The following is a 23,948-nucleotide window of genomic DNA, read 5'->3' as shown; positions in this document are numbered from 1 at the left end:
CAAAACTCTTCAACGTCTGAACAAAAGTACCAAAATAATCCTCAATTATGTGCTGGGCGGGGCACTGTGCATCTGGTTAACCTTCGCGATCTACCAACAGGTGCAGAACCAGCAGAACTTACCCGCCGCCTGGGCCCATATGAAGGAAATGGTACTGGAACGGGGCTGGCTGATGCTCATACTCGTCATGGTCATGATGTTCGCCAACTGGGGCCTCGAAGCCCGCAAGTGGCAGCTGCTCGTAAAACCGCTGGAAGAAGTGCCCTTCGCGAGGGCCTTCGGCGCCATCCTCAGCGGCGTTTCCCTCTCGGTGAACACCCCCAACCGCATCGGGGAATATGGCGGCCGCATCCTCTACCTCCGCAATCCCAACAAACTGAAAGCCATTGCCGCCACGATCGTAGGCAGCTTCTCCCAGCTGATGACCACCATCATATTTGGGCTGATCGGGTTTATTTATTATATTAATCAATATGAACTGACAGGCAGGAACGGGTATTTTGCACCACAAGTGGCTGAGAAATTACTGTTAAGTATACTCATAGTCATTTGCGCGCTCGGGTTAATCCTTTATTTTCGGTTGCGGATTATTGTTACCCTGGTGGACAAAATACCCTGGCTCCGGAAAATTAAGGTGTTCATACAGATCATAGCCCGATATTCCCCGAAGGAACTGGAAAAGCTGCTGCTGCTGAGCGCAGTGCGTTACCTGGTGTTCTCGGCACAATATTTGATTTTATTATATGCGTTGGGCGTGTCATTTGTTTGGTGGCAGGGCTTTTTCATGATCAACGTGATCTATATTGTGATGGCAGTGCTCCCAACCATCGCCATCGCGGAGATCGGGTTGAGAGGAAGCGTAAGCCTTCATTTTCTCGGGCTGCTGAGCGCCAATACCGCCGGTATACTGGCCGCCACCGTAGCCATCTGGCTGATAAACCTGGTATTACCCGCTGCCATCGGCAGTATTTTGCTGCTGGGGGTAAAAATTTTCAAGGACAAATAGCGATCGATCGATGAAGTATTTTCTATTGTTGCTTTGCGGGTTAACTTTTACCATAGGCGCAGCCGCGCAGGACCAGTTCTGTGGCATTACCAATACCAGCTTCAAAGCCGGCGAATCCATCACATTCAAGGTCTTCTACAACCTCGGCAGCGTTTTCGTGGGCGCCGGCGAAGCCACCTTTACCTCCAAACTTGAAAAATACAACGGCAAAGACGCCTATCACGTTATCGGCGAAGGGCGCACCTACCGCACCTACGACTGGATCTTCAAAGTGCGGGACAAATACGAAAGTTATATAGACACGGCCACCATGCTGCCCATGCGCTTCATCCGCAATGTGAACGAAGGAGGCCATAAGATCTACAACAACGTAGGTTTCAACCGCGAAGCCGGCACGGCTACCAGCACCAATGGCACCTTCAAAGTGCCCCATTGCATACAGGACGTGATCAGCGCCATCTATTACGCCCGCAATGTCGATTTCTCCAAATACAAACCGGAAGATAAGATACCCTTCACCATGTTCCTCGACGATGAGGTGTACAACATCTACATCCGCTACATGGGCAAAGAAGAAGTGTCCACCCGCTACGGCACCTTCAGGGCCATCAAATTCAGACCCCTGCTCATTAAAGGCACCATCTTCGAAGGCGGCGAGCAAATGACCGTTTGGGTGAGCGACGACGGGAACAAGATCCCCCTGCGTATAGACAGTCCCATTTCCGTGGGCAGCATCAAGGTGGATATGATCAATTACAGTAACCTGCGGCATGCCATGAGCGCCCTGGTAAAGAAAAGATAGCCCGGCCCCCGGATTCATCTTTATCCGTTATATTTGTTGCAGCTTAAAATCATTTAGATATGGAAGAACGCAAACCTAAGATACTGTTGGCTGAAGACGATACCAACCTCGGCATGGTATTGAAAAATTACCTGGAGCTGAACGACTATGAGGTGGAATTGTGCAGGGACGGCATTCTGGCGCTGGCAGCCTTCCGCCGCGAGAAATTCGACATCTGCCTGCTGGATATCATGATGCCCAATATGGATGGTTTTAAGCTTGCCGAAGAGATCCGCGACGTGGACCCCGATATCCCCCTTTTCTTCCTCTCCGCCAAAACCATGAAGGAAGACATTATCCAGGGCTACAAGCTCGGGGCGGACGATTACATCTCCAAACCCTTCGACAGCGAGTTGCTGCTGCTCAAGATAAAAGCTATCCTGAAACGCAACCAGGAGCTGAACAACAAGGAAGAAGAGCAGTTCGAGTTCAGGATCGGGCAATATCATTTCAATTCAAGGCTCCGCACCCTCTCCAAGGCCAACGACAGCCATACGCTTTCCCCCAAAGAGAACGAGCTGCTGCATATGCTCTGCGAGCATAAGAACGACCTGCTGCCGCGCGAAGTGGCGCTCAAAAAGATCTGGGGCAGCGATACATACTTCAACGGCCGCAGCATGGACGTTTACATCGCCAAGCTGAGGAAATACCTGAAAGACGACCAGAATATCGAGATCGTGAACATACACGGCAACGGCTTCAGGCTGGTGGTGAAAGATTAAGGGAACAAGAAATTAAAAGGAAAAGCACCGGCAACGGTGCTTTTTTTATGCCGTCCGGCCTCAGAATAAAAGATTGGATCCTCCTTTGAGCGGGCTCTTACCCAGGTGCATATACGCTTTTTCCGTCACCTCGCGCCCGCGGGGCGTGCGTTTGATGAAACCTTCCTGTATCAGGAACGGCTCGTACACTTCTTCCAGCGTGCCGGCTTCTTCGCCCACGGCGGTTGCAATAGTGGTAATGCCCACGGGGCCTCCTTTAAAGTTCTCGATGATCACGTTCAGGATGCGGTTGTCCATTTCGTCCAGGCCGTATTCATCCACGCTCAGCGCTTTGAGGCTGAATTGCGCGATCTCCAGGTCTATCACACCGGTGCCTACTACCTGCGCAAAGTCGCGCACGCGGCGCAGCAGGCCGTTGGCAATACGCGGCGTACCGCGGGAGCGGCGGGCGATCTCGGCCGCAGCGTCTGAAGTGATCTTGGAGCCCAGCAGTCCTGCCGCGCGCCAGAGTATCTTTTGCAGCGTGGCGGCGGAGTAATATTCCAGGCGGCTTTTGATGCCGAAGCGGCTCAGCAGCGGCGCGGTTAGCAGTCCGGAGCGGGTGGTGGCGCCCACCAGCGTGAAAGGATGGAGGTTGATCTGTACGGAACGGGCGTTGGGGCCGGAATCGATCATGATGTCTATCCGGTAATCTTCCATGGCAGAATAAAGATATTCCTCCACCACGGTGCTCAGGCGGTGTATTTCATCTACAAACAGCACATCGTTCGTTTCGAGATTGGTGAGCAGGCCGGCCAGGTCGCCGGGCTTTTCTATCACGGGGCCGGAGGTTTCGCGGATGTTCACGCCCAGCTCGTTGGCCACAATGCGGGAAAGGGTGGTCTTGCCCAGGCCCGGAGGGCCATGGAACAGGATGTGATCCAGCGCTTCGCCGCGCATTTTAGCCGCTTTGATGAAGATCCTGAGGTTCTCAATGATCTGCTCCTGCCCGGAAAAATCCTCGATCTCTCTCGGCCGGATACTGTTCTCAAATTCCTTTTCGGCAGCGCTCAACCGGTTCTCATCTGGTCTTAGGTTTGAATTGGACATATCTTCGCCTTTCATATCCAAAAGTAAAGAGAAATTGTAGAGGATATTTCCATTATTTTTAGCGAAATCTTTATCAGCCATGAAATTAAGCGCACTATGCCTTCTGGGCGCCCTGGCGGCGGGAATCATGCCCGCCCGGGCGCAAAAGATCAGCGAAACGGAAGTGAGCCGCATCATCAGCACTTTATCCGCAGACAGCATGCAGGGCCGCATGACCTTCACGCCGGGGATCGAAAAAGCTTCCCTGTTCATTGAAGAGGAATTCAAAAAAGCCGGGCTGCAAACCCTGCCCGGTGAAAAGGATTTCCGCCAGCGCTTCGCCATGGTGGACCGTAAGCTGGTGCCGCTGGACTCCGCCCTTGCGTCAGGTTCCGAGCCCAAATTCCTCCACAACGTGGCCGGAATGATCAAAGGCAGCAGCAAGCCCGATGAATATGTGATCTTCTCCGCCCACTACGACCACATCGGCATACAGAAACCCGTGGAGGAAGACAGCATTGCCAACGGCGCGGACGATGACGCATCGGGCGTTACGGCGGTGATCCTGCTGGCCAACTATTTCAAAGAACATGCGCCTGAGCGCAGCGTGATATTCGTGACGTTCACGGCCGAAGAGATCGGCGGCTTCGGCTCGCGCTACTTTTCCAAACAGCTCGATCCCGCGAAGATCGTCGCCATGTTCAACATCGAAATGATCGGGAAAGAATCCAAATTCGGCCGCAACAGCGCGTTCATCACGGGTTTCGAGCGGTCCGATTTCGGGAAGATATTGCAGAAGAACCTCGAAGGCTCCAGCTTCCAGTTCCATCCGGACCCATACCCGGAGCAGCGGCTCTTTTACCGGTCAGACAATGCGACGCTTGCCCGCCTGGGCGTTCCGGCCCATACTATTTCCACCACGCAGATAGATAAGGATACGCTTTACCACAGCGTAAACGACGAAGTGGAATCGATGGACATGAAGAACATTGCCGATATTATTGAGGCCATTGCGATAAGCTCCGGCAGCATTGTAGGCGGAAAAGACGCGCCAACGCGGATTGCGGAAGAAAAGAAACAATAAAAAGAAGTAAGGGATATTAAAAAGGGCCGCTGACCGAGCGGCCCTTTTCTTTTATAAGTTGAGATTGGCAAACACGGAGTAGTGGTCCGATGCGTAGAGCCCTTTCCAGGACTGGGTGATGGTGGCATGTTGCAGCACTGTCCATTTTCCTTTCAGGAAGATGTAATCGATGGGTTCCGTGCTGGTTTCGTGCGCTTTGAAGCTGTTGAAAGTGCAGTCGGGCCCGTAGTGCGGTATTTTGCTGAGGGGCTTGGCGTCTTTCAGGTGCAGCGGGTTCTGCGTGTCTGTGATCACGCGGATCGGTTCGTCTGCAGGTGTGGCGTTGAAGTCGCCGGTGATCACTGCGGGCAGTTTGCCGCTGATTTTTGCAACTTTTTCCAGCAGCAGCTTCGCACTTTCGCGGCGGGCGATCTTGCCGATATGATCGAAGTGGGTATTGAAGTGGTAGAATTCTTTTTTGGTTTTGCGGTCGCGGAACCTGGCATAGGTTACGATGCGGCAGATGGCGGCGTCCCAGCCTTTGCTGCCCACTGTTTCCGGGGTTTCGGACAGCCAGAAGGTGCTCGATTGCAGCAGCTGCAGGCGTGTGGTATCGTAGAAGATAGCGGAGAATTCGCCTTTTTTCTGACCATCGTCGCGGCCCACTCCCACGAATTTATATTGGGGGAGGCGCTGGCTGAGGTCGTCCATCTGGTCCCAGAGCGCTTCCTGTACGCCGAGCAGCTGCGGCTGGTGGAACAGGACCTGGGAAGATACTTTGTCTTTCCTGTTGGGCCAGGCATTGATACTGTCTTTCGGGTTATTATAGCGTATGTTGAAAGACATGACGCGGATGTTGGTGGACTGCGCCAGCGCCGTGGAAGCGGCAAACAGGCAGAGCAGTAGGGTGGTGATCCTTTTCATGGGGGCCAAATTAATAATTATACTTTTCAGTTTACATTCAAAATCCTGAGATATTCTATTCTTAACACGAGATATTCCCGGCCAGATTTTTATCGTCGGGTTCCATAAGTGGTTAGATTTGGGGGGCAAGTGAAAAAATTCGTTATATGGACAGATTTTCGTTTGACCTGCCGGGCCGGGATTATTGCCCGGTAAGGGTCCGGGGCCTGCTGTTCGAAGATGAGCAGGGTTGTTATTTTGCGCATTTGCCGGGGCTGGACCTTACGGGTTACGGTGCTTCGCGGCGGGAAGCCAAAGATTGCCTGGAAGTGGTGCTGCGGGTGTACTTCATGGATATGCTGCTGAAAGGCACGCTGGTAGAGGATATGACCCGCCTTGGCTGGACCTTGCGGGGCGAGGTGGTGTGGCCGCCCCTGCCGGATATGGCAGGGTTCGACGATATGCTGGAGCTGATGAAGAATGGTTCCGCTGTGCGGGGATTTTTCTGCACGATCGATATACCGCATTCTTCAGCCTGCGCCTGAGTAGTTTGTTAACCGCCAAAACGATCTGCATATGAAAGATTCATCTTACCCCGCCGTCAGCCTCGATGCTTTCCGTTCCTTTTTGACGTCCAGGGGTTTTGTGTTCCGCTTTATTGCCGGCGGCTATGAAAAGTGGCATCAACCGGAGGGAGGCCGGCCGGTGGTGATCCGCATGTACCAGGATCCTGTGCCGTTATTTGCCGTGAGAACGGCCCTGCGCGCGATAGGGGAACCGGAGGAGGTATTGCGGGCATTCATGGACCAGGAGCTGCAATAAAGCCCAATAAAAAAGGACCAGGTGGGTCCTGGTCCTTTTTTAAAAAGAGTGGCATAAACCGGTGTGTTTATTTCATGTCCTTCAGCACTTCCTGTACGGCTCTTTCCAGCTGTGGGTCTTTATCTTCCAGCCTGTCGGTGAAAGTGGTTTTCACGTAGATGTCGGGGGCTACGCCTTCTTTTTCGAGGTTTTTACCATCGAGCGTGTAGCAGCCCCAGGAGGGGAGGCGGTAGAATGAGCCGTCGACCAGTCCTTTGCCGGAAGTGAAAATGATCCAGCGGTAAGATTCGGTGCCGACGATCTTGCCCAGCTTCAGCGCTTTGAAGCCTGCGGCGGTCATTTCCGCATCGCTGAGGGATTGTTCGTTGATCAGCAGCACGATGGGTTTGCCGGCGGGCGCGAAATTCGGCTGGGGAGAGAGTTTCCCTTCGCGGTATTGCCATTGCAGGTAGGGGCGTTGAGACAGGAATTTCAGCACCTCGTCGTGCACATTGCCGCCGGTGTTGTAACGGAGGTCAAGGATGAGGGCGTCTTTACTGCCAAGCTTTGCTGCCATGTCTATGAGGAATTTTTCCAGCTCTCCGGTACCCATGTTCTTCATGCAGGTATAGGCTACTTTGTTGTTGCTGAGCTTGTCTACGCGTGTTTCATTCTCCGCTATCCATTCGTCATAGAGCTGGTCGCCAAGGTAATAGTAAGGTTGCGGGTGAAGTCTTACATCGAAAGGTTTGCCGCCACGCTCGAATGTGAGGGTGATCTCTCTTTCGAAGGACGGGCGGGTGAAGTATTGGTCTCGGCAGAGATTCGTTTGCACGGGCGTGCCGTTCACCTTGGTGAGTATATCGCCGGGGCGAATGTCCACACCGCGTTTATCTGCGCTGCTTTTGGCGATGATGCGGCTTACTTTGTAGGGTTGCTGGTTGTCGAACTGGATGCCGGTTTCCATGGTGCGGTAGCTCAGGTTGATCTTTTCTTCATCGCCGGAGCTGTTGAAACCGAGGTGCGAGGAGTTCAGTTCACCAAGCAGGTCGTTCAGCAGGATGCGGAGGTCCGAGCGGTTGTTGATGTACGGCAGGAAGCGGCTGTAATCGTCGCGGAGCCTGGTCCAGTTGGTACCGTGGAAGTCGGCATTGTAGAAATTTTCTTCCACGTTGGCCCAGGTTTCGTAAAATATCTGCTGGAATTCAGTACTGAGGTTCCGGTAGAAAGGCAGGCTGATGTTGATGACGTCCAGTTTGTTGGCGTCGGGGTTCAGCTTGTGGATGTTGCCGCCGGAGAGGGCGTATAGTTTGCCGTCTACTTCACGGATGGGGGATGCGCCCCTTTCAGAGCCGGCGATCTTTTCCGTTTTGTTGTCTTCAAAGGGTTCGATCACGGTTTTCCACATGGCGCCTTTGCCGTCTGAGTGATTGGAAGCGAAGTATACGGTGGCTTTATCGCCTTTCTGGGAAATATGGTAGGGGCCGTACTGGGAACCGAAGTCAGGTCCTACCTGCTCAGTGCGCTGCATGATCTTGTCGGCATCGATGGAGATATCCGTAACTACAGGCGCGGCGGCTTTTTTGGAGGTATCTTTCTTCTCTTCTTTCTTTTCTTCTTTTTTGAAGAGCTCGTCGAATTTATCGGCGCGGAAGGGTTCGTCCAGTTTCTCCAGCGCAATGCGGTATACCTTGGCGTTACTCATGCCGAAGGGATAAGCGGGTTTGGTACGGGAAGAAGTGAAGTAAATGTACTTGCCGTCGGGCGACCAATAGGGATTGGTTTCGGTTACCCCTGTATTGGTAAGGTTGGTAGTGGTATTTTTTTTCAGGTGATGCACCAGGATGTCCGTCTCAAAGTTGCGGTAGGCGGTGAACACGATGTATTCATCGTTGGGAGAAAAGCGCGGGTCGGCATTCTGGAAGGCCCAGATCTCGTCTTTCACCACCGTTTTGGATTCGAAGGATTTAAGGTCCATCACGCGCACTTCATCGCGGCCGCTGAGGTACACGGCCTGCGTGCGGTTTTTGTTCATGTTCAGCTGGCGGTTGTTGCGTTTGTCGCTGGTGAGTTGTTTGGCGGAACCGCTGCCGTCTGCCGGGATGGTATACCAGTTGAGGTAACCGTTGAGGGTTTGGTTGAAGAGAAGGGTACGGTTGTCTGCCAGCCATTCCACCTGCATGGCGCGTTCCGCGGGGCGGGAAAGCTGGCGTACGAATTTGCCTTCGATGTCTGAAACGAACAGTTCGCCGCGTGAAATGAAGGCGAGCTTTTTGCCGTCGGGAGACACGTCGAAATGAGAGATCTTGTCCTTCACTTCAAAGCCCTGTTCTTTCGGGAGCACAGGGTTGCGGAATAGTTTGATGGCGAGTTTTTCCGATTTGCCGGCGGCTACGTCGTAGATCCATACCTGGTAATCCTTCTCGAACACCACTTTGCCGCCATTGGCATTTGCAAAGGGCCTTTTGATGGAAGTAGGGAAACTGGTAAGGGCCTTTTTGTTGCCGTTGGCAAAGGTGTAGAGATTGTATTCGCCATTGGCCTCGTCTGAAGTGAAGTAAATATTCCCTTTACGGTCGATGGTAGTCCAGAGGTCTTTGCCGCGGTAGTCCGTATAACGTTTGTAGGCTTTGGTGGCGGGTATGTACGACTGGATGTCCGGGTTAAAATCCCCTTTGTACCGTTTGCGGTTGGCCTGGAAGCTGCTTTCCCAGGTATCGTTGAAGAACAGCTCACCGGAAGTGGGGTGTTCCGCGATATTGTGAATGAGGTTGAAATAGTGGGGGAATATGCGCAGGGGCGTGCCGCCCTCGATGCCTACCTTGTAGCTGGTGGCATTACCGGAGCGGCCGGAAGTGAAATATACCGAGCGGGAATCCCAGCTCCAGGATTCCATCTGGTCGGAGGCTTCGTGCATGGTAAGCTGCCTTACTTCGCCGCCTTCTATGGGTATCAGGAAAATGTCCGCGTTGCCGAACTGGGTGGCCGTGAATGCGATCCATTTGCCGTCGGGGGATACCCTGGGCAGGGTCTCATTCCCCTGCATGGCGGTGAGGCGTGTGGCCTGCGGCCGCTGTACATCTGCTTTCCAGAGGTCGCCTTCGTAGCTGAAGATCACGGTTTGCCCGTCAGGGGTCAGGGTCGGGTAAGTCGTAAAATAGGCTTCTGTGGTCTGTGCCTGGGCGGGCAGGTACAGGAAAGCCGCCAGGAGGCCCGGTAGTAAAGCTCTCATAAAGCTGGAGATTTTAGTTAACGGTAAATTAAGAAGGAATCGGCGGATGAAGAAACCTTTCATCATGTATTTCAGACGCAGTCGTATCCGGAGAGGCAGTATTCATATCAGGATAGTTTGACGGCGTTGGCATGGCAAATTTGCCGGGCAATTGCAAGGCGGTTCACCGGCGAGGTAAGTCCGGCTAATGTTGGCGCATCCTTTGGCATGCAATGCTCAGGTATCCCCGGCTGGTTTAGCCTGGCTGGCGGCAGGCAATGCTCATGGTATCGAACATGCCTGGCCGATGCTGGTGGCTTCCTTCGCGGCATTTAATGCTCATGGTATCCCGAACGGGTTGGCCATTACCGCACAAAAAAGCCCGGCTGAAAAACTTTTCCAGCCGGGCTATATGGTATCGTTACAGGGATCAGATCACCACGTTGATCATCTTTCCTTTCACGAAAATAACCTTCTTGATCTGCTGGCCTTCCACCCACTTCTGCACGGTTTCGTTGGACAGTGCGATCTGGCGCACCTCTTCCTCGCCGGCGTCCAGCGAAATGTTGATGGTGGTGCGGAGCTTGCCGTTCACAGAAACAGGGTACTCCTTGGTGCTTTCAACTATATACTTTCCCTCGAATACAGGGAAGGTTGCATCCAGGATGGAGCCGCTGTTGCCGATAGCCTGCCACAGCTCTTCGCTGATATGCGGCGCATAAGGCGCGAGCAATACCAGTATCTGCTCCAGCACGGCTTTTTTGTGGCATTTCAGGTCCGTCAGCTCGTTGATGCATACCATAAAAGCGCTCACCGCCGTGTTGTAAGAGAGGCGCTCGGTATCCTCCTCGATCTTGCGGATGGTCTTATGCAGGGCTTTCAGCTCTTCGGCAGTCGGTTCGCCGCTTTTCACGATCAGGCCTTTCTGCTCGTCCATGAACAGGCGCCAGAGTTTTTTGAGGAAACGGTGCACGCCTTCAATACCCTTGGTTTCCCAGGGTTTGCTCTGCTCCACCGGGCCCAGGAACATCTCGTACATCCGGAAAGTATCCGCGCCGAACTTCTCTACCAGCATGTCCGGGTTCACTGTGTTGAACTTGCTCTTGCTCATTTTTTCAGAGAGCGTGCCGCAGATATATTTTCCATCTTCGAGGATGAATTGTGCATTGGCATAATCCGCGCGCCATGCACGGAAGGCTGCGGTATCCAGCTCCACGCCGTCCACGATGTTCACGTCCACGTGCAGCTCGTCCGTCTCGTATTTGTCCTTAAGACCGGCGGATACGTACTGGTTAGTGCCGCGCACACGGTATACCAGCCTGCTGCTGCCCGTGATCATTCCCTGGTTCACGAGCTTCTTATACGGCTCGTCGAACCCGATATAACCAAGATCGAACAAGGCTTTGGTCCACATGCGGGAATACAGCAGGTGCCCCACGGCATGCTCGGTACCGCCGATGTACAGGTCCACCTGGCCCCAGTAATCGGATATTTTCCGGTCGCAGAAGGTTTCGTTGTTATGAGGGTCCATATAACGCAGGAAATACCAGCTGCTGCCGGCGTAACCGGGCATGGTATTGGTCTCCCGGCGCAGTGAAGTGCCCGGATCGGCAGGGAGGTTCACCCATTCGGTGATATTGGCCAGCGGGCCTTCGCCTTCCTCGCCGGGGCGATAGTTTTCGACGTGCGGCAGTTCCAGCGGCAGTTCATCCTCCGGCAGCGCTTCAGGAACGCCGTTGCGGAACACGATCGGGAAAGGCTCGCCCCAGTAACGCTGACGGCTGAAACCTGCGTCGCGCATGCGGTAATTGATCTGCTTTTTACCGATGCCCAGACTTTCGATCTTGTTGATCACCGCGTCCATAGCCTCTTTCATTTCCATGCCGGTGATGAAGTCGCTGTTGTAAAGCTTACCTTCCTTGGTGGGATTGGCTTCTTCACCATTGAATGCAGGACCGAGGATATTGGTAACGGGGATATCGAAATGCCTGGCGAAGTTAAAGTCGCGCTGGTCGCCACAGGGAACAGCCATGATGGCGCCTGTGCCGTAACCTGCCAGCACGTATTCGGAGATCCATACAGGTATTTTCCGCCCGTCGAAGGGGTTCACCGCATATGCGCCGGTAAAACAACCGGTGATCTGTTTCACTTCGGCCATACGTTCGCGCTCGGAGCGGCTTTGAACGTATTCCTTATAGGCGGCGATGGCTTTGGATTGTTCCTGGGTGGTAATGCGCTCCACCAGTTCGTGCTCGGGCGCAACCACCATGAAGTCCACGCCGAAAATGGTATCGGGGCGGGTGGTGTACACTACGATGCTATCCAGTGTGCCCGCCACGTTGAACTTGATCTCCGCGCCCTGGCTCTTGCCGATCCAGTTGCGCTGCATATCTTTCATGGCCTCGCTGAAAGTGATCTTGTCAAGGCCTTCCAGCAGCCGGTCCGCATATTCGGTAATGCGGAGGAACCACTGGCGCATCTTTTTCTTGATAACCGGGTGACCGCCGCGTTCGCTCACGCCGTTGATCACCTCGTCGTTAGCCAGCACCGTGCCTAATGCCGGGCACCAGTTCACCTCGGCATGCGCGAGGTAAGCGAGACGGTATTCCATCAGCACGGCCTGCTGCTCTTCATACGTATACCCGTTCCAGGTATCGGCATTGAAGCGGATCTGCCGGTCGCCGGGGCATTCATGATGCGCGTTGCCGTCCGCCTCAAAAATGCGCACGAGGGTTTCCATACGCTCGGCTTTGCCGGCATGGCGGTTATACCAGCTGTCGAACAGCTGGAGGAAAATGTATTGCGTCCATTTGTAATAGGAAGGGTCGCTGGTGCGGAATTCGCGCTCCCAGTCGAAGCTGAACCCGATATTGTCCAGCTGGCTGCGGAAGGAATTGATGTTCTGCTCCGTGGTCACAGCCGGGTGCTGCCCGGTTTCAAGGGCGTACTGCTCGGCGGGAAGGCCGAAAGCGTCGTATCCCATAGGGTGCAGCACGTTAAAACCTTTGAGGCGTTTGAAGCGGGCGTAGATGTCCGATGCGATATACCCAAGTGGATGGCCCACATGCAAACCTGCCCCGGAAGGGTAGGGGAACATGTCCAGCACATAACATTTGGGCTTACTGCTGTTGTTACTTACCCGGTATGCATGGTTTTTCACCCAATGCTCCTGCCATTTCCGTTCGATCTGCCTGAAATTGTACTCCATATGCGTAAAAAGCCCGGATTGCCGGGCGGTTGTAGTAATTTAAGGTTTTGTAAGCCATTTTCCAACCGGCCACATTTCTATATAATAAAAAATGTTAAAATACCGTTTGGGATGGCAAATGTAAACATAACTCCTAATTTTTATTATTTTCGCCCATAAACTAAAGAGGAATGGCTCAATCAGGGAAATCATCAGCAAAGAAATCGAAGCCGTCGTATATCTATTCAATCATTGGTGTTACACTGGTATTGATCCTGCTCGGCGTACTCGGCCTTTTCATGATCAATGCCCGCAACCTTAGCCGTTATTTCAAGGAAAGCATTGAATTACAGGTGTTTCTGCGCGAAAGCGTGAAGGAGCAGCAGGCTAACCTCCTCAAAGATTCCCTGGCCGTTATGCCCTTTGTGAAAGAGATCGAATATGTGTCGAAAGACATGGCAGCGGAAAGATTCAAAAAAGAAAACCCGGAAGAGAACTTCGCCGTGCTGGGCTACAACCCGCTGGACGCAAGCATAGACATCACCCTGTATGAACGTTACGTACACCCGGACAGCCTGAAAATGATCGAAGATCACATCAAGAACCGCGTGGCCGTACGTGAGCTGAACTATCCCAAAGCCTTGGTAACACAGGTGCTGGATAAAGCGCAGAAAATAGGGATGGTGCTGCTCGTGATCAGCATCGTAATGGCGATCGTAGTGCTTTTCCTCATAGACAATACCATCCGCCTGGCCATGTACAGCAACCGCTTCCTCATCAAAACCATGCAGATGGTTGGGGCAACGCGCTGGTTCATTGCCAAGCCCTTCGATATGAGAAGCATCATCAACGGCGCCATCAGTGCCATCCTGGCCATTGCGGCGCTCATTGCGCTGATGTACATGGCTGAATCGGCCCTGCCCGAACTGAAAGGGATGCGCGATTATACGATGACGAGCCTGCTGTTCCTGGGCCTGATCGCCATCGGCATCGTGATCTCCCTGCTGAGCACTCACCGCGCGGTGATGAAATACCTCAAACTGAAACTCGACGATTTATATTGATCAAAAGTTAATGAAACGATAATGGCTAAAGAACTTAAACAAGGTGAACAACAACCGAGCCTCTTCGGGAAAATGAATTACCAGCTGATGCTGGCGGGCCTCGCCCTGATCGTGATCGGCTTCCTGCTGATGATGGGCGGCGACAGCTCCGATCCCAACCGCTTCTCCCCCGAAGAAGTATACAGCTTCCGCCGCATCACCCTGGCGCCTATCGTGATCCTGCTGGGCCTGGCCGTGGAGGTATATGCCATCATGCGCAAACCCAAACAGTAACAGAACGGAAAACATTCACATCATACAGCGATGAGTACCTCATCGCTTTTCTTATTTTTTCAGCACCATGAGCATTTTAGAAGCGATCATTATTGCGATTGTAGAAGGACTGACAGAATTCATCCCCGTTTCGTCCACCGGCCACATGATCATTGCCAGCAGCCTGATGGGGATCAATAAAGACGAATTCACCAAACTTTTTGAAGTATGTATCCAGCTGGGAGCCATCCTGGCCGTAGTGGTGCTGTACTGGAAGAAATTCTTCAATTTCGGGAAACCGCAGTTTTATATAAAACTTTTCCTCGGCGTGCTGCCCGCCCTCTGCCTCGGCTATATTCTTGGCGACCAGATAGACAGCCTGCTGGAAAAACCCGAAGTGGTAGGCGCAACGCTTTTACTGGGCGGCATTTTACTGCTGTATGTGGACAAATGGTTCAATGCTCCCACCATCACTTCAGACGAGGAAATGGATTATTTCAAGGCCATCCGCATAGGGCTGTTCCAGTGCATAGCGCTGGTTCCGGGCGTAAGCCGCAGCGCGGCCACCATCATCGGCGGTATGCAGCAAAAGCTCACCCGCCATGCCGCCGCCGAGTTCTCCTTCTTCCTGGCCGTTCCCACCATGGCCGCCGCCACCGGTTACAAACTGCTTAAGCACCGCGACCTCCTCATGAGCTCCGGCGAAAATATCAAGCTGCTCGTGATCGGCAACATCGTCGCGTTTATCGTGGCTATGCTGGCCATCAAATTTTTCATAGGAGCCTTGCAGAAATTCGGCTTCAAGATGTGGGGTTATTACCGCATCATCGTAGGCATTATCATCCTCGCCGCTTTCTTCATGGGTTACAAGATGGAAGCGTAAAAGCATCAAAAGTACTCAAACATGAAATTCCTGTACCTTACCTGTACCTGCCTTCTGGCAACGCTTTCGCTTGCCGCGCAGCAAAACTTCGTGCCCGGCACGCTGCTGCTCCGCAATGGCGACAGCGCCACCGGCCGTATCGACTACCGCAAATGGGATGCAAGCCCCCTGCAGATTGTTTTCCGCGAAAATGGTGGAGTGGAAAAAACGTATAAACCGGCGGACATCAAAGGATTCCGCATTGCGGAAAACGACGAACACTACCTCTCCCTGGCCGCCTGGCTGGATGTTACCAATGAGGCTGTCAGCGTGCTTTCCAGCTCTGAGGATCGCGATACGGTTACGGGCGAGCACTTTTTCCGCGTATTGGTGAACGGCCCTGTGAAACTGCTGGTGTTCGGCGACGCGCACAACCGGGAGCACTTTGCCCTGATGGAAAAGGACAGCGTAACGCAGCTGGTAAGAAAAGTAACATACATTCACGATACAGAATCCGGGAATCACGGCAAGCTCAAAACCCACTATTTCTACCGGCAGCAACTGGCCAATTTAACCGCCGGATGCGTGCCGCAGCAGAAACTGCTGCGCCTTGGTTATTCCGAAGCTGAGATCCGGAAAATACTGCAACAATACATTGCCTGCCGTTACCCGGGCGAGCAGGTAGTGCTGCGCAAGGAAGACCGCCAGCTGCGGGCCACCATCGGCATAATGGGCGGCGGAAGCCTTAACTTCACTAAATTTACCGGCTCACACCCGCTGGCAGACGGCAAATATGCCAGCAAAGCCACGCCGGTACTGGGTATTTTCCTGGACATCCCGATTTCCCGCAACCGCCAGAAGTTCTCCTGGAACAACGAACTGGTATATACAAGCCGCGCTTTCACCTCCGACTTTATGCGTAACGGCCTCAAATATAACGTGGATGTGAACCTGCAATACGTGCAGATACAAACGATGGTGAAATACACCTATCCGAAAGGCAACATCCGCCCGTATGTAAACGCGGGCGTGGCAGGCGCCATCTCCATAGGCGGTAAAGATGATCTCAAACGGTATGCGGAGGCCAGCAGCGTACCTGTGGTCACTGAAAAAGCCCTGGACGGCGGAAGGGAGTTCATGCTGCCGTTAATGGCTGGTATCGGCGTGAGGTACAACAAACTGCACGCGGAAATGAGGTGGGTGCTTCCACATAATATCAGCCCCTTCCTGGCATTGAATTCCAGTATTACCAACGCGCAGCTGCTGCTGAGGTATACGTTGTTTTGACAGGATTATCCCTTCACCGCCAGCAACAGCTCAAGGTCTGTATACTTCAGCTTGAACTTCTCGCTGAGGTGGTAATTGGTGAGAGCGCCTTTGTAGAGGTAAATGCCGTTGCGCACGCCGCGCTTGATCCACACCAGGTTCTCGAAACCGCCGTCATCCGCGGCTTCCAGCAGCAGTGGCATCAGTACGTTGCTGATAGCCTGCGAAGCGGTGCCCGCGAAGCCGGAAGGGATATTCGGCACGCAGTAATGGATCACGTCGTATTTTTTGAAAACGGGGTTCTCGTGGGTGGTCACTTCAGAGGTTTCAAAACAGCCGCCACGGTCGATGCTCACATCTACGATCACGGAACCGGCCTTCATGTTGCTGACCATGCTCTCACTGACTACAATGGGCGTTCTGCCGCTTTGGGACGATAGCGCGCCCACCGCCACATCGGCGTTCCGCAGCTGTTCCGCGAGTACCTTTGGCTGGATAACGGAGGTGAATACACGTACGCCTATATTGTTCTGAAGCCTTTTGAGCTTGTAGATGTTGTTGTCGAATACCTTTACGGAAGAGCCCAGCGCCAGCGCGGTGCGGGCCGCAAATTCGCCTACAATCCCCGCGCCGATGATCACCACCTTGGTGGGAGGAATGCCCGTAACGCCGCCCAGCAGTATGCCTTTGCCTTTGTTGGAATTGCTCAGATATTGCCCTGCAATGAGCATCACAGCCCCGCCGGCTATTTCACTCATGGCCCTTACAATGGGGTAGGTGCCGGAATCGTCTTTCAGGTTTTCGAAAGAAAGGAGGGTGATGCGTTTATCCATCATCTTCTGAAGCTGCTCGGCTTTCAGCACGGAAAGGTGGATGGGTGAAATAACGATCTGGTGCGGGCGCAGCAGCTCTATTTCCTCATCGTTGAGCGGGGCCGATTTCACGATGATGTCTGCCTTGAACACTTCCCTTTTATCATACACGATCTCTGCACCGGCTTCTGAATAGTCCGTATCATAAAAGTGCGAACCGTCGCCGGCTTTATGTTCCACAACGATGTGATGGCCATTGTTGCTGAGAATGCTTACTGCATCGGGCGTCAGCGCGATGCGGCTTTCCTGGAAGGATGTTTCCTTGGGGATACCGATGAACAGCCTGGAATTCTTGGTGGGGATATCCAGCGTTTCTTCCATCGGGGAATATGTAAATCCGGCACTCACAACAGTTTTTTGCCTTGGCTCCATAATCGTAGAAAATTGAGTGTGTTAGGTCACTTTCAAAGATACATTTATTATTGCAGGGACGGCGTAAATTCCCCGGGATCGGCCGATCCGGCAACCAGTTTCCTGCGCTGGTCCGCCATTACAGACAGGTATATGTACACCGTATCCTGCGGCAGCAATGGGGCCACAACGTCCGGCCATTCCACGAAGCAGATGGCATCCGGATGGTAAAGACAGTCTTCCACCCCCGCTTCTATCGCTTCTTCCAGGCTTTTCAGCCGGTAGAGGTCCAGGTGGTAGATGATCTTTTCCCGCTTGCGGGCATCTGTGTACCGGTATTCGTTGATGATCGAAAAAGTGGGGCTGGCAGTAGAGTCTTCTACTCCTTTGGCAGTGCAAAGCGCTTTCACAAAAGTGGTCTTTCCCACGCCCATCTCGCCATTCATCGCAAAAACCTGCTCATTGGTGAAAGTTTCCCAGAACTGGCGGGCGGTTTCCGGCAGCTCTTCGTGTGAAAATGTGATCCTCATACGCTATATATCCCTGGTATAAGCCATAAAATTAGCAATTCCGGGCCATTAATCACGCAGCCGGGGGTACGGAAAAAGCACCGCTGTTGCAATAATAGTCCGGCACCCGGAGAAATCCCGGCCATAGCCGGAAAGGCCCTGCCGGCGGCGCTAAAAAGCACCGCCGTTGCAATAAAAATCCTGGTCCCGAAAGGCTGTATGTGGTAATTTTGTAGGGCATCCTGTTACCCCCCCGGAATAATTGAAAAGCTATGGAAACGATCAGTTGCAAAGTAAAAGGGATGAACTGCTCCAGCTGCGCCCTTACCATTTCTAAATACCTGGAGAAAAAAGGCATGGAAGATGTGGCCATCAGCGTGGCCACGGAAGAACTGAGCTTCAACGTTCCCCAGGGCGCGAACGCGGGTGAGATCATCAGCGGTATTAACAGTCTTGGTTACGAAGTGGTACTGCCCAACCAGGGGCCGGCCGGGAGGCCTTTTTATACCACGCTTGCCTTCAAATTCTGGTTCTGCCTCGTGTTTACGGCGCCCCTGCTGCTGCATATGTGGGTGAGCTGGCATTGGCTGCATAACGCCTGGGTACAACTGGCTTTAACATTGCCGGTCTACATCGTGGGCATGCTGCACTTCGGCCGCAGCGCCTTCCGCTCGCTGCGCAACGGCATGGCTAATATGGACGTGCTGATCACGCTCGGCGCCACCGCCGCATTCGCTTACAGTCTTACCGGTACGCTGATGAACATGGGCGCGGATTACCTCTTCTACGAAACAGCCGCGGCCATCCTTACCCTCGTGTTCCTGGGCAACCTGCTGGAGGAAAGGTCTGTGAAATCCACCACCACGGCCATTGCGGAGCTGGCCAGGATGCAGCATACGGTGGCGAAGAAGATCCATGTGAACAACGAGGGGCAGGAACATATCGACGAAGTGGACAACAACGCGCTGCGTGTAGGCGACCGCGTGCTGGTGAACACCGGCGACAAGATACCCATGGACGGTACCATTTACTGGGGCAGCGGCCATGTGAACGAATCCATGATCACCGGCGAAAGCGAGCCAGTGTCGCGGAATGAAAAGGATAAAGTGATCGGCGGTACTATTCTGGACAGCGGCAGCATCAAAATGTACATTACCGCTACCGGGAAAGATACCGTTTTGTCTTACATCATCGAACTGGTAAAACAGGCTCAGCATAACAAACCGCCCATGCAAAAGCTGGCGGATAAGATCAGCGGCATCTTCGTGCCCGCGGTGCTGGGCATTGCGCTCGTCACTTTCCTCGGCTGGTATTTCATTGGCGGCACCCCGCTGGATGTGGCTATTATGAGGAGTGTAGCCGTGCTGGTGATCGCCTGCCCCTGCGCCATGGGCCTTGCCACGCCGGCCGCTGTGATGGTGGGCCTGGGCCGCGCCGCGCGCAACGGCATCCTCATCAAAGGCGCCAACACACTGGAGTCTTTCCGCAACATCCGGCAAATAGTATTCGATAAAACAGGTACGCTTACCACCGGCAAATTGCAGATCGGCCAGTGGAAAGCCATCGGCATGGGCGACGATACCTTCCGCTCCCTCGTGTTCAGCCTTGAAAAATATTCTTCCCACCCCATTGCCCGCTCTCTGGTCGCGGCCTGGAAAGGCGTGCCGGAAACGGTTTTGCAGCAGGTACGCGAACATAAAGGCGTTGGCATGGCGGCTAAAGACAAAGAAGGGAATGAATGGCGCCTGGGCTCCTACATCATGGCCAAAGAAGCCACCACAGACGATTCGCATAGCATATACCTGCTGCGGAACGGCGCGTTCGCAGGCTGGATAGATTTCATCGACGAGCTGCGCCCCGAAGCGAAGAACGTGATCGGCCAGCTGAAAAGCAGCGGCATCCGCACCATCCTCCTCAGTGGCGATATGCAGCGCAAATGCGAACAGCTGGCCAAAGAGCTGGGGATCGATGAAGTGTTCGCCGAACGATCGCCCGAGCAGAAATTGCAGAAAATAGACGAGCTGATGCAGTCCGCACCCACCGCGATGGTGGGCGATGGCATCAACGACGCGCCTGCCCTGGCAAAGGCTACCATCGGCATATCGCTCAGCGATTCCACGCAGGTGGCCATGCAGAGCGCCAACGTGATATTGCTGAACAACCACCTCGGCGCCCTGCCGCTGGCGCTCGGGCTGGGGAAACATACGTATCTCACCATCAAACAGAACCTTTTCTGGGCCTTTATCTACAATGTTGTGGCTATTCCCGTTGCGGCGCTGGGATTCCTGAACCCCATTGTGGGCGCGCTGATCATGGGTTTGTCCGACGTAGTGCTGGCCATCAACTCCATCCGCCTCCGCTTCAAAAATGTAAACCATTAAAAATTGTCGTTAATTCGTATATCACAATCGGTTTGCTGAATGATATACTGGTTAGACCTCATCGGTACTTTTGTTTTTGCCATATCAGGCGCATTGGCGGCCTGGGACAAAAAAATGTACCACGACATATTCGGCGTGAGCTTCACCGCATTCGTCACCTCCATTGGCGGCGGCACCCTGCGCGACCTCATACTGGGCCTGCGCCCCGTGTGGGTGAGCGACAGCAATTACATCATCGCCATTGGGCTGGGCGTACTGGTGACCGTGCTGTTCCGCGCGCGGCTGCTGCGTTTCCGCCGGTCCATTTTCCTGTTCGACACATTGGGTATCGGGTTCTATACCGTCATCGGCCTGCAGAAAGCCCTGCTCTACGGTGTGCATCCATGGGCCGCGGTGATCCTGGGCATGATCTCCGCTATTTTCGGCGGGGTGATCAGGGATATGATGGTGAATGAAATTCCGCTCATCTTCAGCCGCCAGATCTACGCCACGGCCTGCCTGGCCGGCGCAGCATTGTATATCGGCCTGCATCACCTGGGGGTGAACGAGGACTGGAACATGGTAGGCAGCATTCTGCTGGTGATCGGCATCCGTTTGACCGCGCTGAAGAAAGGCTGGTCATTACCCTATTTACAGAAACACTGACGCATGGTTTCGGCACTTTCCATATTACACCGCTTTTGGGGTTACCAGCAGTTCAGGCCTCTGCAGGACGAGATCGTGGCGTCCGTTGCAGCCGGGCGCGATACGCTGGCGCTGCTGCCCACCGGCGGCGGCAAATCCATCTGCTTCCAGGTGCCGGCCATGATGAACGATGGGCTTTGCCTGGTGATCACCCCGCTGATCGCGCTGATGAAAGACCAGGTGGAAAACCTTAACAAGCGCGGCATTCCCGCTTTTGCGATCTATGCCGGCATGCAGGCCCGCGACGTGGAAAAGGTGCTGGCGCTGGCGCGCGAAGGGGAGATAAAATTCCTGTACGTTTCGCCGGAGCGCCTGCAAAGCCGCCGCTTCCTCTGGTATTGCGATGTGCTGCCCGTAAAGCTGATCGCGGTAGACGAGGCGCATTGTATTTCGCAATGGGGCTACGATTTCAGGCCGGCGTACCTGCAGATCGCCAGCATCCGGGAACAGTTCCCCGATGCGCCGGTGCTGGCGCTAACGGCCACGGCTACACCGAAAGTGAAGGAAGACATCTGCGAAAAGCTCCAGCTGCGCAACCCGGCCGTATTCGTAAAAAGTTTTGCCCGGGCGAACCTTTCCTACAGCGTGGCGGAAGGCGAAAACAAACTGACCCGCATCAAACAGATACTGGACCGCGTGCCGGGCTCCGCCATCGTTTACTGCCGGAACCGGCGGCAGACCAAGGAGATAGCGGGCCTGCTTTCCGCGCAGGGCATTTCGGCCAGCTATTACCACGCGGGCCTCAGCAGCGCCGAACGTTCCACCCGCCAGGAAGCCTGGATCAAAAGCGACATACGTGTGATGGTATGCACCAATGCCTTCGGAATGGGGATAGACAAACCGGATGTGCGCATGGTGATACATGCCGATATGCCGGACAGTATTGAAGCCTATTACCAGGAAGCAGGCCGCGCAGGCCGCGACGAACAAAAGGCCTATGCGGTGATGCTTTATTCCGAAAGGGATATCCAGGAGCTGGAAGCCCGCATCCCGCTTCAGTTTCCCGGCCTTGAAGAAATTAGGGGCGTATTCCAGGCAGTGGTGAATTACTTACAGGTACCCAAAGGCACGGAAGGCGTGTACTACGACTTCGACATCAACGAATTCGTAAAACGTTTTTCCCTCAATATTACCACCGCTTTCAGCGCGCTGCGCATCCTGGAGCAGGAAGGCGTCTGGCAGCTCAGCGAAAGCGTTTACCTGCCTTCGCGCGTGGAATTTGCGACCAGCCGCGAGGCGCTGTACGAATACGAAACCGCCAGCCCCGCCATGGAGCCGCTTATTAAAACTCTGCTCCGTACCTACGAAGGCATTTTCGACAATGCGGTGCCCATTTTTGAAAAACAGATCGCCCGGCTTATGCGCATCGGCGAGCAGGACGTGATTCATGACCTGCAGCTCCTGCACCGGCAGGCGATCATCCGGTATTATCCCCGTAAAGACAATCCCCAGCTGAATTTCCTGGAAGAACGCGTGGGCGCGCAATTTCTGCAAGTGAATATGGCCCGCGTGGAAGCCCGGAAAAAAGTAATGGAAGCGCGCATCGCCGCCATGGCCAACTACGCCCGCAACGGCAATACCTGCCGCACACAGCAGCTGGTGGCTTATTTCGGCGAAAAGGACGCGGAGCCCTGCGGTGTTTGCGATGTATGCGTGAAGAAAGAAAAAGGGGAACTGAAAGAAGGTGAGTTCGGGAAACTGGCCACTGCCATCCTCAACGCATTGCAGGAAAAAGGTTCCGTGCAGGATCTTGTCAGGCGGGTGAACGCGGAGGAAAGCAGGGTGCTGGCCACCCTGCAGTTCCTGATCGCGGAAGGACTTGTGCTGCGTGACGGAGACGGGATACTTTCCGCCGCTAAAGATTGATCACGCGGCCTTCTTCGCTGCTTTTAAAAACAGCTTCAATAACTTTTACGACATTCAGCCCGTCTTCCGGTGTAACCGGGTTGGGTTTGTTTTCCCGCAGCGCGGCGTAAATGCCCTGGTAATAATCCAGGTAATTGCCATTGCCGCCTGGAAGGTATTCTTTCACGGTCTTGCCGTCTATTTCCGTGTGCAGCAATCCCCACTCGCTGGCGGCTTCAGCGCCCCAGTCCGGCGTATCGGGCAGCACGCCTTTCATGAGCAATGCTTCCTGTATGTCTGATTTGGATTTGATGAAGGAGCCTTTGCGGCCGTGCAGGATGTAAGCCGGCAGCGCTTCCCGTACCAGGTAGCTGGATTTGAGGCGCACGCGCAGGGTATCGTAATACATCAGCATTTCAAAATAATCATCCACCACGGAATCTTTGCGGATGATGCGCACATCGCCGAAAATGGCTTTGGGCATGCCGAAGATGGTCAGCGCCTGGTCTATCAGGTGCGAGCCTAGATCGTACAGTACGCCGGTGCCTTTCGCGGCCACTTCCTTATGCGCTTTGTAGCTCAGCTCTTCCTTAAAACGGTCGTAGTGGAACTCTACTTCCAGGATATCGCCCAGCAGCCCGTCGTTCACCACTTTCTTCACGATCTTGTAATCGCTGTCGTAACGGCGGTTCTGGTACACGCTCAGCAGCAATTTTTTGGAAGCGGCGAGCTGTATCAGTTCTTCGCCTTCGGCGGAAGTAACGGTGAAAGGCTTTTCCACGATCACGTTCTTACCCGCCAGCAGTGCGGCTTTGGAATACTCGTAGTGTGTATAGTTGGGTGTATTCACCACGATCAGTTCCAGGTTCGGGTCTTTGAACAGCGCCTGCACGTCCGGGTAAATTTTCACATATGGATAACGTTGCTGCGTGAGGTGCTTGCTGCGTTCCACTACGGCCGTAAGCTCAAAGCCCGGGTGCACGTGAATGAACGGCGCATGGAACGCATAACCGCTGTGGCCGTAAGAGCATAAACCTGTTTTGATCGGTGCTGACATATC

Annotated in this window: 20 protein-coding genes; 13 read left to right on the top strand and 7 right to left on the bottom strand. The window is 53.8% G+C overall.

What is annotated here, in order from left to right; translation table 11 throughout:
- The first annotated feature begins 49 nt into the window (after nt 1-49).
- Genes ACTJIK_RS00300 through ACTJIK_RS00290 form a run of 3 tightly spaced genes read left to right on the top strand, consistent with a single transcriptional unit; the run spans nt 50 to nt 2,569 of the window.
- Nucleotides 50-1,006: a lysylphosphatidylglycerol synthase domain-containing protein gene (locus ACTJIK_RS00300; protein WP_440644246.1), complete on the top strand. Its 957-nt coding sequence runs from the start codon at nt 50-52 to the stop codon at nt 1,004-1,006.
- A gap of 10 nt (nt 1,007-1,016) precedes the next feature.
- Nucleotides 1,017-1,808, top strand: coding sequence for a DUF3108 domain-containing protein (locus tag ACTJIK_RS00295; protein WP_440644245.1), 792 nt, complete (start codon nt 1,017-1,019; stop codon nt 1,806-1,808).
- 59 nt (nt 1,809-1,867) lie between these two features.
- Entirely contained in the window at nt 1,868-2,569 is a 702-nt protein-coding gene (locus ACTJIK_RS00290; RefSeq protein WP_440644244.1) for a response regulator transcription factor, read from the top strand.
- Nucleotides 2,570-2,629: 60 nt separating this feature from the next.
- Here ACTJIK_RS00290 and ruvB read toward each other — a convergent pair whose 3' ends face one another.
- Nucleotides 2,630-3,658, bottom strand: a complete 1,029-nt coding sequence (gene ruvB / locus ACTJIK_RS00285; RefSeq protein WP_440644243.1) for a Holliday junction branch migration DNA helicase RuvB — start codon at nt 3,656-3,658, stop codon at nt 2,630-2,632.
- Nucleotides 3,659-3,737: 79 nt separating this feature from the next.
- Between ruvB and ACTJIK_RS00280 the strand changes: the two genes are divergently transcribed.
- On the top strand, nt 3,738-4,721 hold the full coding sequence (locus tag ACTJIK_RS00280; protein ID WP_440644242.1) for a M20/M25/M40 family metallo-hydrolase: 984 nt from the start codon (nt 3,738-3,740) through the stop codon (nt 4,719-4,721).
- A 51-nt stretch (nt 4,722-4,772) separates the two neighbouring features.
- On the opposite strand, the gene ACTJIK_RS00275 is transcribed toward ACTJIK_RS00280, so the two are convergent.
- Nucleotides 4,773-5,624, bottom strand: a complete 852-nt coding sequence (locus ACTJIK_RS00275; protein WP_440644241.1) for an endonuclease/exonuclease/phosphatase family protein — start codon at nt 5,622-5,624, stop codon at nt 4,773-4,775.
- A gap of 146 nt (nt 5,625-5,770) precedes the next feature.
- On the opposite strand from ACTJIK_RS00275, the gene ACTJIK_RS00270 reads away from it, so the two are divergent.
- Nucleotides 5,771-6,148, top strand: coding sequence for a hypothetical protein (locus tag ACTJIK_RS00270; protein ID WP_440644240.1), 378 nt, complete (start codon nt 5,771-5,773; stop codon nt 6,146-6,148).
- A gap of 31 nt (nt 6,149-6,179) precedes the next feature.
- The gene (locus ACTJIK_RS00265) at nt 6,180-6,425 is read left to right on the top strand and encodes a hypothetical protein (RefSeq protein WP_440644239.1); all 246 of its coding nucleotides are present in this window, start codon (nt 6,180-6,182) and stop codon (nt 6,423-6,425) included.
- Between the two features lie 67 nt (nt 6,426-6,492).
- Here ACTJIK_RS00265 and ACTJIK_RS00260 read toward each other — a convergent pair whose 3' ends face one another.
- Nucleotides 6,493-9,636: a S41 family peptidase gene (locus tag ACTJIK_RS00260; protein WP_440644237.1), complete on the bottom strand. Its 3,144-nt coding sequence runs from the start codon at nt 9,634-9,636 to the stop codon at nt 6,493-6,495.
- A gap of 409 nt (nt 9,637-10,045) precedes the next feature.
- The gene (leuS, locus tag ACTJIK_RS00255; RefSeq protein ID WP_440644235.1) at nt 10,046-12,823 is read right to left on the bottom strand and encodes a leucine--tRNA ligase; all 2,778 of its coding nucleotides are present in this window, start codon (nt 12,821-12,823) and stop codon (nt 10,046-10,048) included.
- A 170-nt stretch (nt 12,824-12,993) separates the two neighbouring features.
- Here leuS and ACTJIK_RS00250 point away from each other — a divergent pair, with 170 nt between their 5' ends.
- The 4 genes from ACTJIK_RS00250 to ACTJIK_RS00235 all read left to right on the top strand — a co-directional run bounded on the left by ACTJIK_RS00250 (nt 12,994) and on the right by ACTJIK_RS00235 (nt 16,267).
- Nucleotides 12,994-13,866 (top strand): cell division protein FtsX, encoded by an 873-nt coding sequence (locus ACTJIK_RS00250; RefSeq protein ID WP_440644234.1) that lies wholly within the window; start codon nt 12,994-12,996, stop codon nt 13,864-13,866.
- A 21-nt stretch (nt 13,867-13,887) separates the two neighbouring features.
- Nucleotides 13,888-14,139, top strand: a complete 252-nt coding sequence (locus ACTJIK_RS00245) for a DUF3098 domain-containing protein (protein ID WP_440644232.1) — start codon at nt 13,888-13,890, stop codon at nt 14,137-14,139.
- A gap of 67 nt (nt 14,140-14,206) precedes the next feature.
- Nucleotides 14,207-15,001, top strand: coding sequence for an undecaprenyl-diphosphate phosphatase (locus ACTJIK_RS00240; RefSeq protein ID WP_440644231.1), 795 nt, complete (start codon nt 14,207-14,209; stop codon nt 14,999-15,001).
- 21 nt (nt 15,002-15,022) lie between these two features.
- Nucleotides 15,023-16,267 (top strand): outer membrane beta-barrel protein, encoded by a 1,245-nt coding sequence (locus tag ACTJIK_RS00235; protein WP_440644229.1) that lies wholly within the window; start codon nt 15,023-15,025, stop codon nt 16,265-16,267.
- A 5-nt stretch (nt 16,268-16,272) separates the two neighbouring features.
- On the opposite strand, the gene ACTJIK_RS00230 is transcribed toward ACTJIK_RS00235, so the two are convergent.
- Nucleotides 16,273-17,439 (bottom strand): alanine dehydrogenase, encoded by a 1,167-nt coding sequence (locus ACTJIK_RS00230; RefSeq protein ID WP_440644228.1) that lies wholly within the window; start codon nt 17,437-17,439, stop codon nt 16,273-16,275.
- 98 nt (nt 17,440-17,537) lie between these two features.
- Nucleotides 17,538-17,999: a tRNA (adenosine(37)-N6)-threonylcarbamoyltransferase complex ATPase subunit type 1 TsaE gene (tsaE, locus tag ACTJIK_RS00225; protein ID WP_440644227.1), complete on the bottom strand. Its 462-nt coding sequence runs from the start codon at nt 17,997-17,999 to the stop codon at nt 17,538-17,540.
- 251 nt (nt 18,000-18,250) lie between these two features.
- Here tsaE and ACTJIK_RS00220 point away from each other — a divergent pair, with 251 nt between their 5' ends.
- From ACTJIK_RS00220 to ACTJIK_RS00210, 3 genes are read left to right on the top strand one after another with little or no spacing between them, the layout of a single operon-like run.
- Nucleotides 18,251-20,359 (top strand): heavy metal translocating P-type ATPase, encoded by a 2,109-nt coding sequence (locus ACTJIK_RS00220; protein WP_440644226.1) that lies wholly within the window; start codon nt 18,251-18,253, stop codon nt 20,357-20,359.
- Between the two features lie 39 nt (nt 20,360-20,398).
- Nucleotides 20,399-21,004, top strand: coding sequence for a trimeric intracellular cation channel family protein (locus tag ACTJIK_RS00215; RefSeq protein ID WP_440644225.1), 606 nt, complete (start codon nt 20,399-20,401; stop codon nt 21,002-21,004).
- Nucleotides 21,005-21,007: 3 nt separating this feature from the next.
- Nucleotides 21,008-22,909, top strand: a complete 1,902-nt coding sequence (locus ACTJIK_RS00210; protein WP_440644224.1) for a RecQ family ATP-dependent DNA helicase — start codon at nt 21,008-21,010, stop codon at nt 22,907-22,909.
- On the opposite strand, the gene ACTJIK_RS00205 is transcribed toward ACTJIK_RS00210, so the two are convergent.
- Nucleotides 22,899-23,945, bottom strand: a complete 1,047-nt coding sequence (locus ACTJIK_RS00205; protein ID WP_440644223.1) for a Gfo/Idh/MocA family oxidoreductase — start codon at nt 23,943-23,945, stop codon at nt 22,899-22,901. The genes ACTJIK_RS00210 and ACTJIK_RS00205 overlap by 11 nt on opposite strands.
- Between the last annotated feature and the right edge of the window lie 3 nt (nt 23,946-23,948).

The organism is Chitinophaga sp. 22620 (assembly GCF_052044405.1).
Lineage (GTDB): Bacteria > Bacteroidota > Bacteroidia > Chitinophagales > Chitinophagaceae > Chitinophaga.
The sequence above is the reverse complement of the archived record's forward strand: the minus strand, read 5'-3'. Positions and strand labels throughout refer to the sequence as shown.

What these genes read in the sequence shown, in the direction of transcription:
- ACTJIK_RS00295 (WP_440644245.1), top strand. Translation starts at nt 1,017, where the DNA reads ATGAAGTATTTTCTATTGTTGCTTTGCGGGTTAACTTTTACCATAGGC.
- ACTJIK_RS00290 (WP_440644244.1), top strand. Translation starts at nt 1,868, where the DNA reads ATGGAAGAACGCAAACCTAAGATACTGTTGGCTGAAGACGATACCAAC.
- ruvB (WP_440644243.1), bottom strand. Translation starts at nt 3,658, where the DNA reads ATGTCCAATTCAAACCTAAGACCAGATGAGAACCGGTTGAGCGCTGCC.
- ACTJIK_RS00280 (WP_440644242.1), top strand. Translation starts at nt 3,738, where the DNA reads ATGAAATTAAGCGCACTATGCCTTCTGGGCGCCCTGGCGGCGGGAATC.
- ACTJIK_RS00275 (WP_440644241.1), bottom strand. Translation starts at nt 5,624, where the DNA reads ATGAAAAGGATCACCACCCTACTGCTCTGCCTGTTTGCCGCTTCCACG.
- ACTJIK_RS00270 (WP_440644240.1), top strand. Translation starts at nt 5,771, where the DNA reads ATGGACAGATTTTCGTTTGACCTGCCGGGCCGGGATTATTGCCCGGTA.
- ACTJIK_RS00265 (WP_440644239.1), top strand. Translation starts at nt 6,180, where the DNA reads ATGAAAGATTCATCTTACCCCGCCGTCAGCCTCGATGCTTTCCGTTCC.
- ACTJIK_RS00260 (WP_440644237.1), bottom strand. Translation starts at nt 9,636, where the DNA reads ATGAGAGCTTTACTACCGGGCCTCCTGGCGGCTTTCCTGTACCTGCCC.
- leuS (WP_440644235.1), bottom strand. Translation starts at nt 12,823, where the DNA reads ATGGAGTACAATTTCAGGCAGATCGAACGGAAATGGCAGGAGCATTGG.
- ACTJIK_RS00250 (WP_440644234.1), top strand. Translation starts at nt 12,994, where the DNA reads ATGGCTCAATCAGGGAAATCATCAGCAAAGAAATCGAAGCCGTCGTAT.
- ACTJIK_RS00245 (WP_440644232.1), top strand. Translation starts at nt 13,888, where the DNA reads ATGGCTAAAGAACTTAAACAAGGTGAACAACAACCGAGCCTCTTCGGG.
- ACTJIK_RS00240 (WP_440644231.1), top strand. Translation starts at nt 14,207, where the DNA reads ATGAGCATTTTAGAAGCGATCATTATTGCGATTGTAGAAGGACTGACA.
- ACTJIK_RS00235 (WP_440644229.1), top strand. Translation starts at nt 15,023, where the DNA reads ATGAAATTCCTGTACCTTACCTGTACCTGCCTTCTGGCAACGCTTTCG.
- ACTJIK_RS00230 (WP_440644228.1), bottom strand. Translation starts at nt 17,439, where the DNA reads ATGGAAGAAACGCTGGATATCCCCACCAAGAATTCCAGGCTGTTCATC.
- tsaE (WP_440644227.1), bottom strand. Translation starts at nt 17,999, where the DNA reads ATGAGGATCACATTTTCACACGAAGAGCTGCCGGAAACCGCCCGCCAG.
- ACTJIK_RS00220 (WP_440644226.1), top strand. Translation starts at nt 18,251, where the DNA reads ATGGAAACGATCAGTTGCAAAGTAAAAGGGATGAACTGCTCCAGCTGC.
- ACTJIK_RS00215 (WP_440644225.1), top strand. Translation starts at nt 20,399, where the DNA reads ATGATATACTGGTTAGACCTCATCGGTACTTTTGTTTTTGCCATATCA.
- ACTJIK_RS00210 (WP_440644224.1), top strand. Translation starts at nt 21,008, where the DNA reads ATGGTTTCGGCACTTTCCATATTACACCGCTTTTGGGGTTACCAGCAG.
- ACTJIK_RS00205 (WP_440644223.1), bottom strand. Translation starts at nt 23,945, where the DNA reads ATGTCAGCACCGATCAAAACAGGTTTATGCTCTTACGGCCACAGCGGT.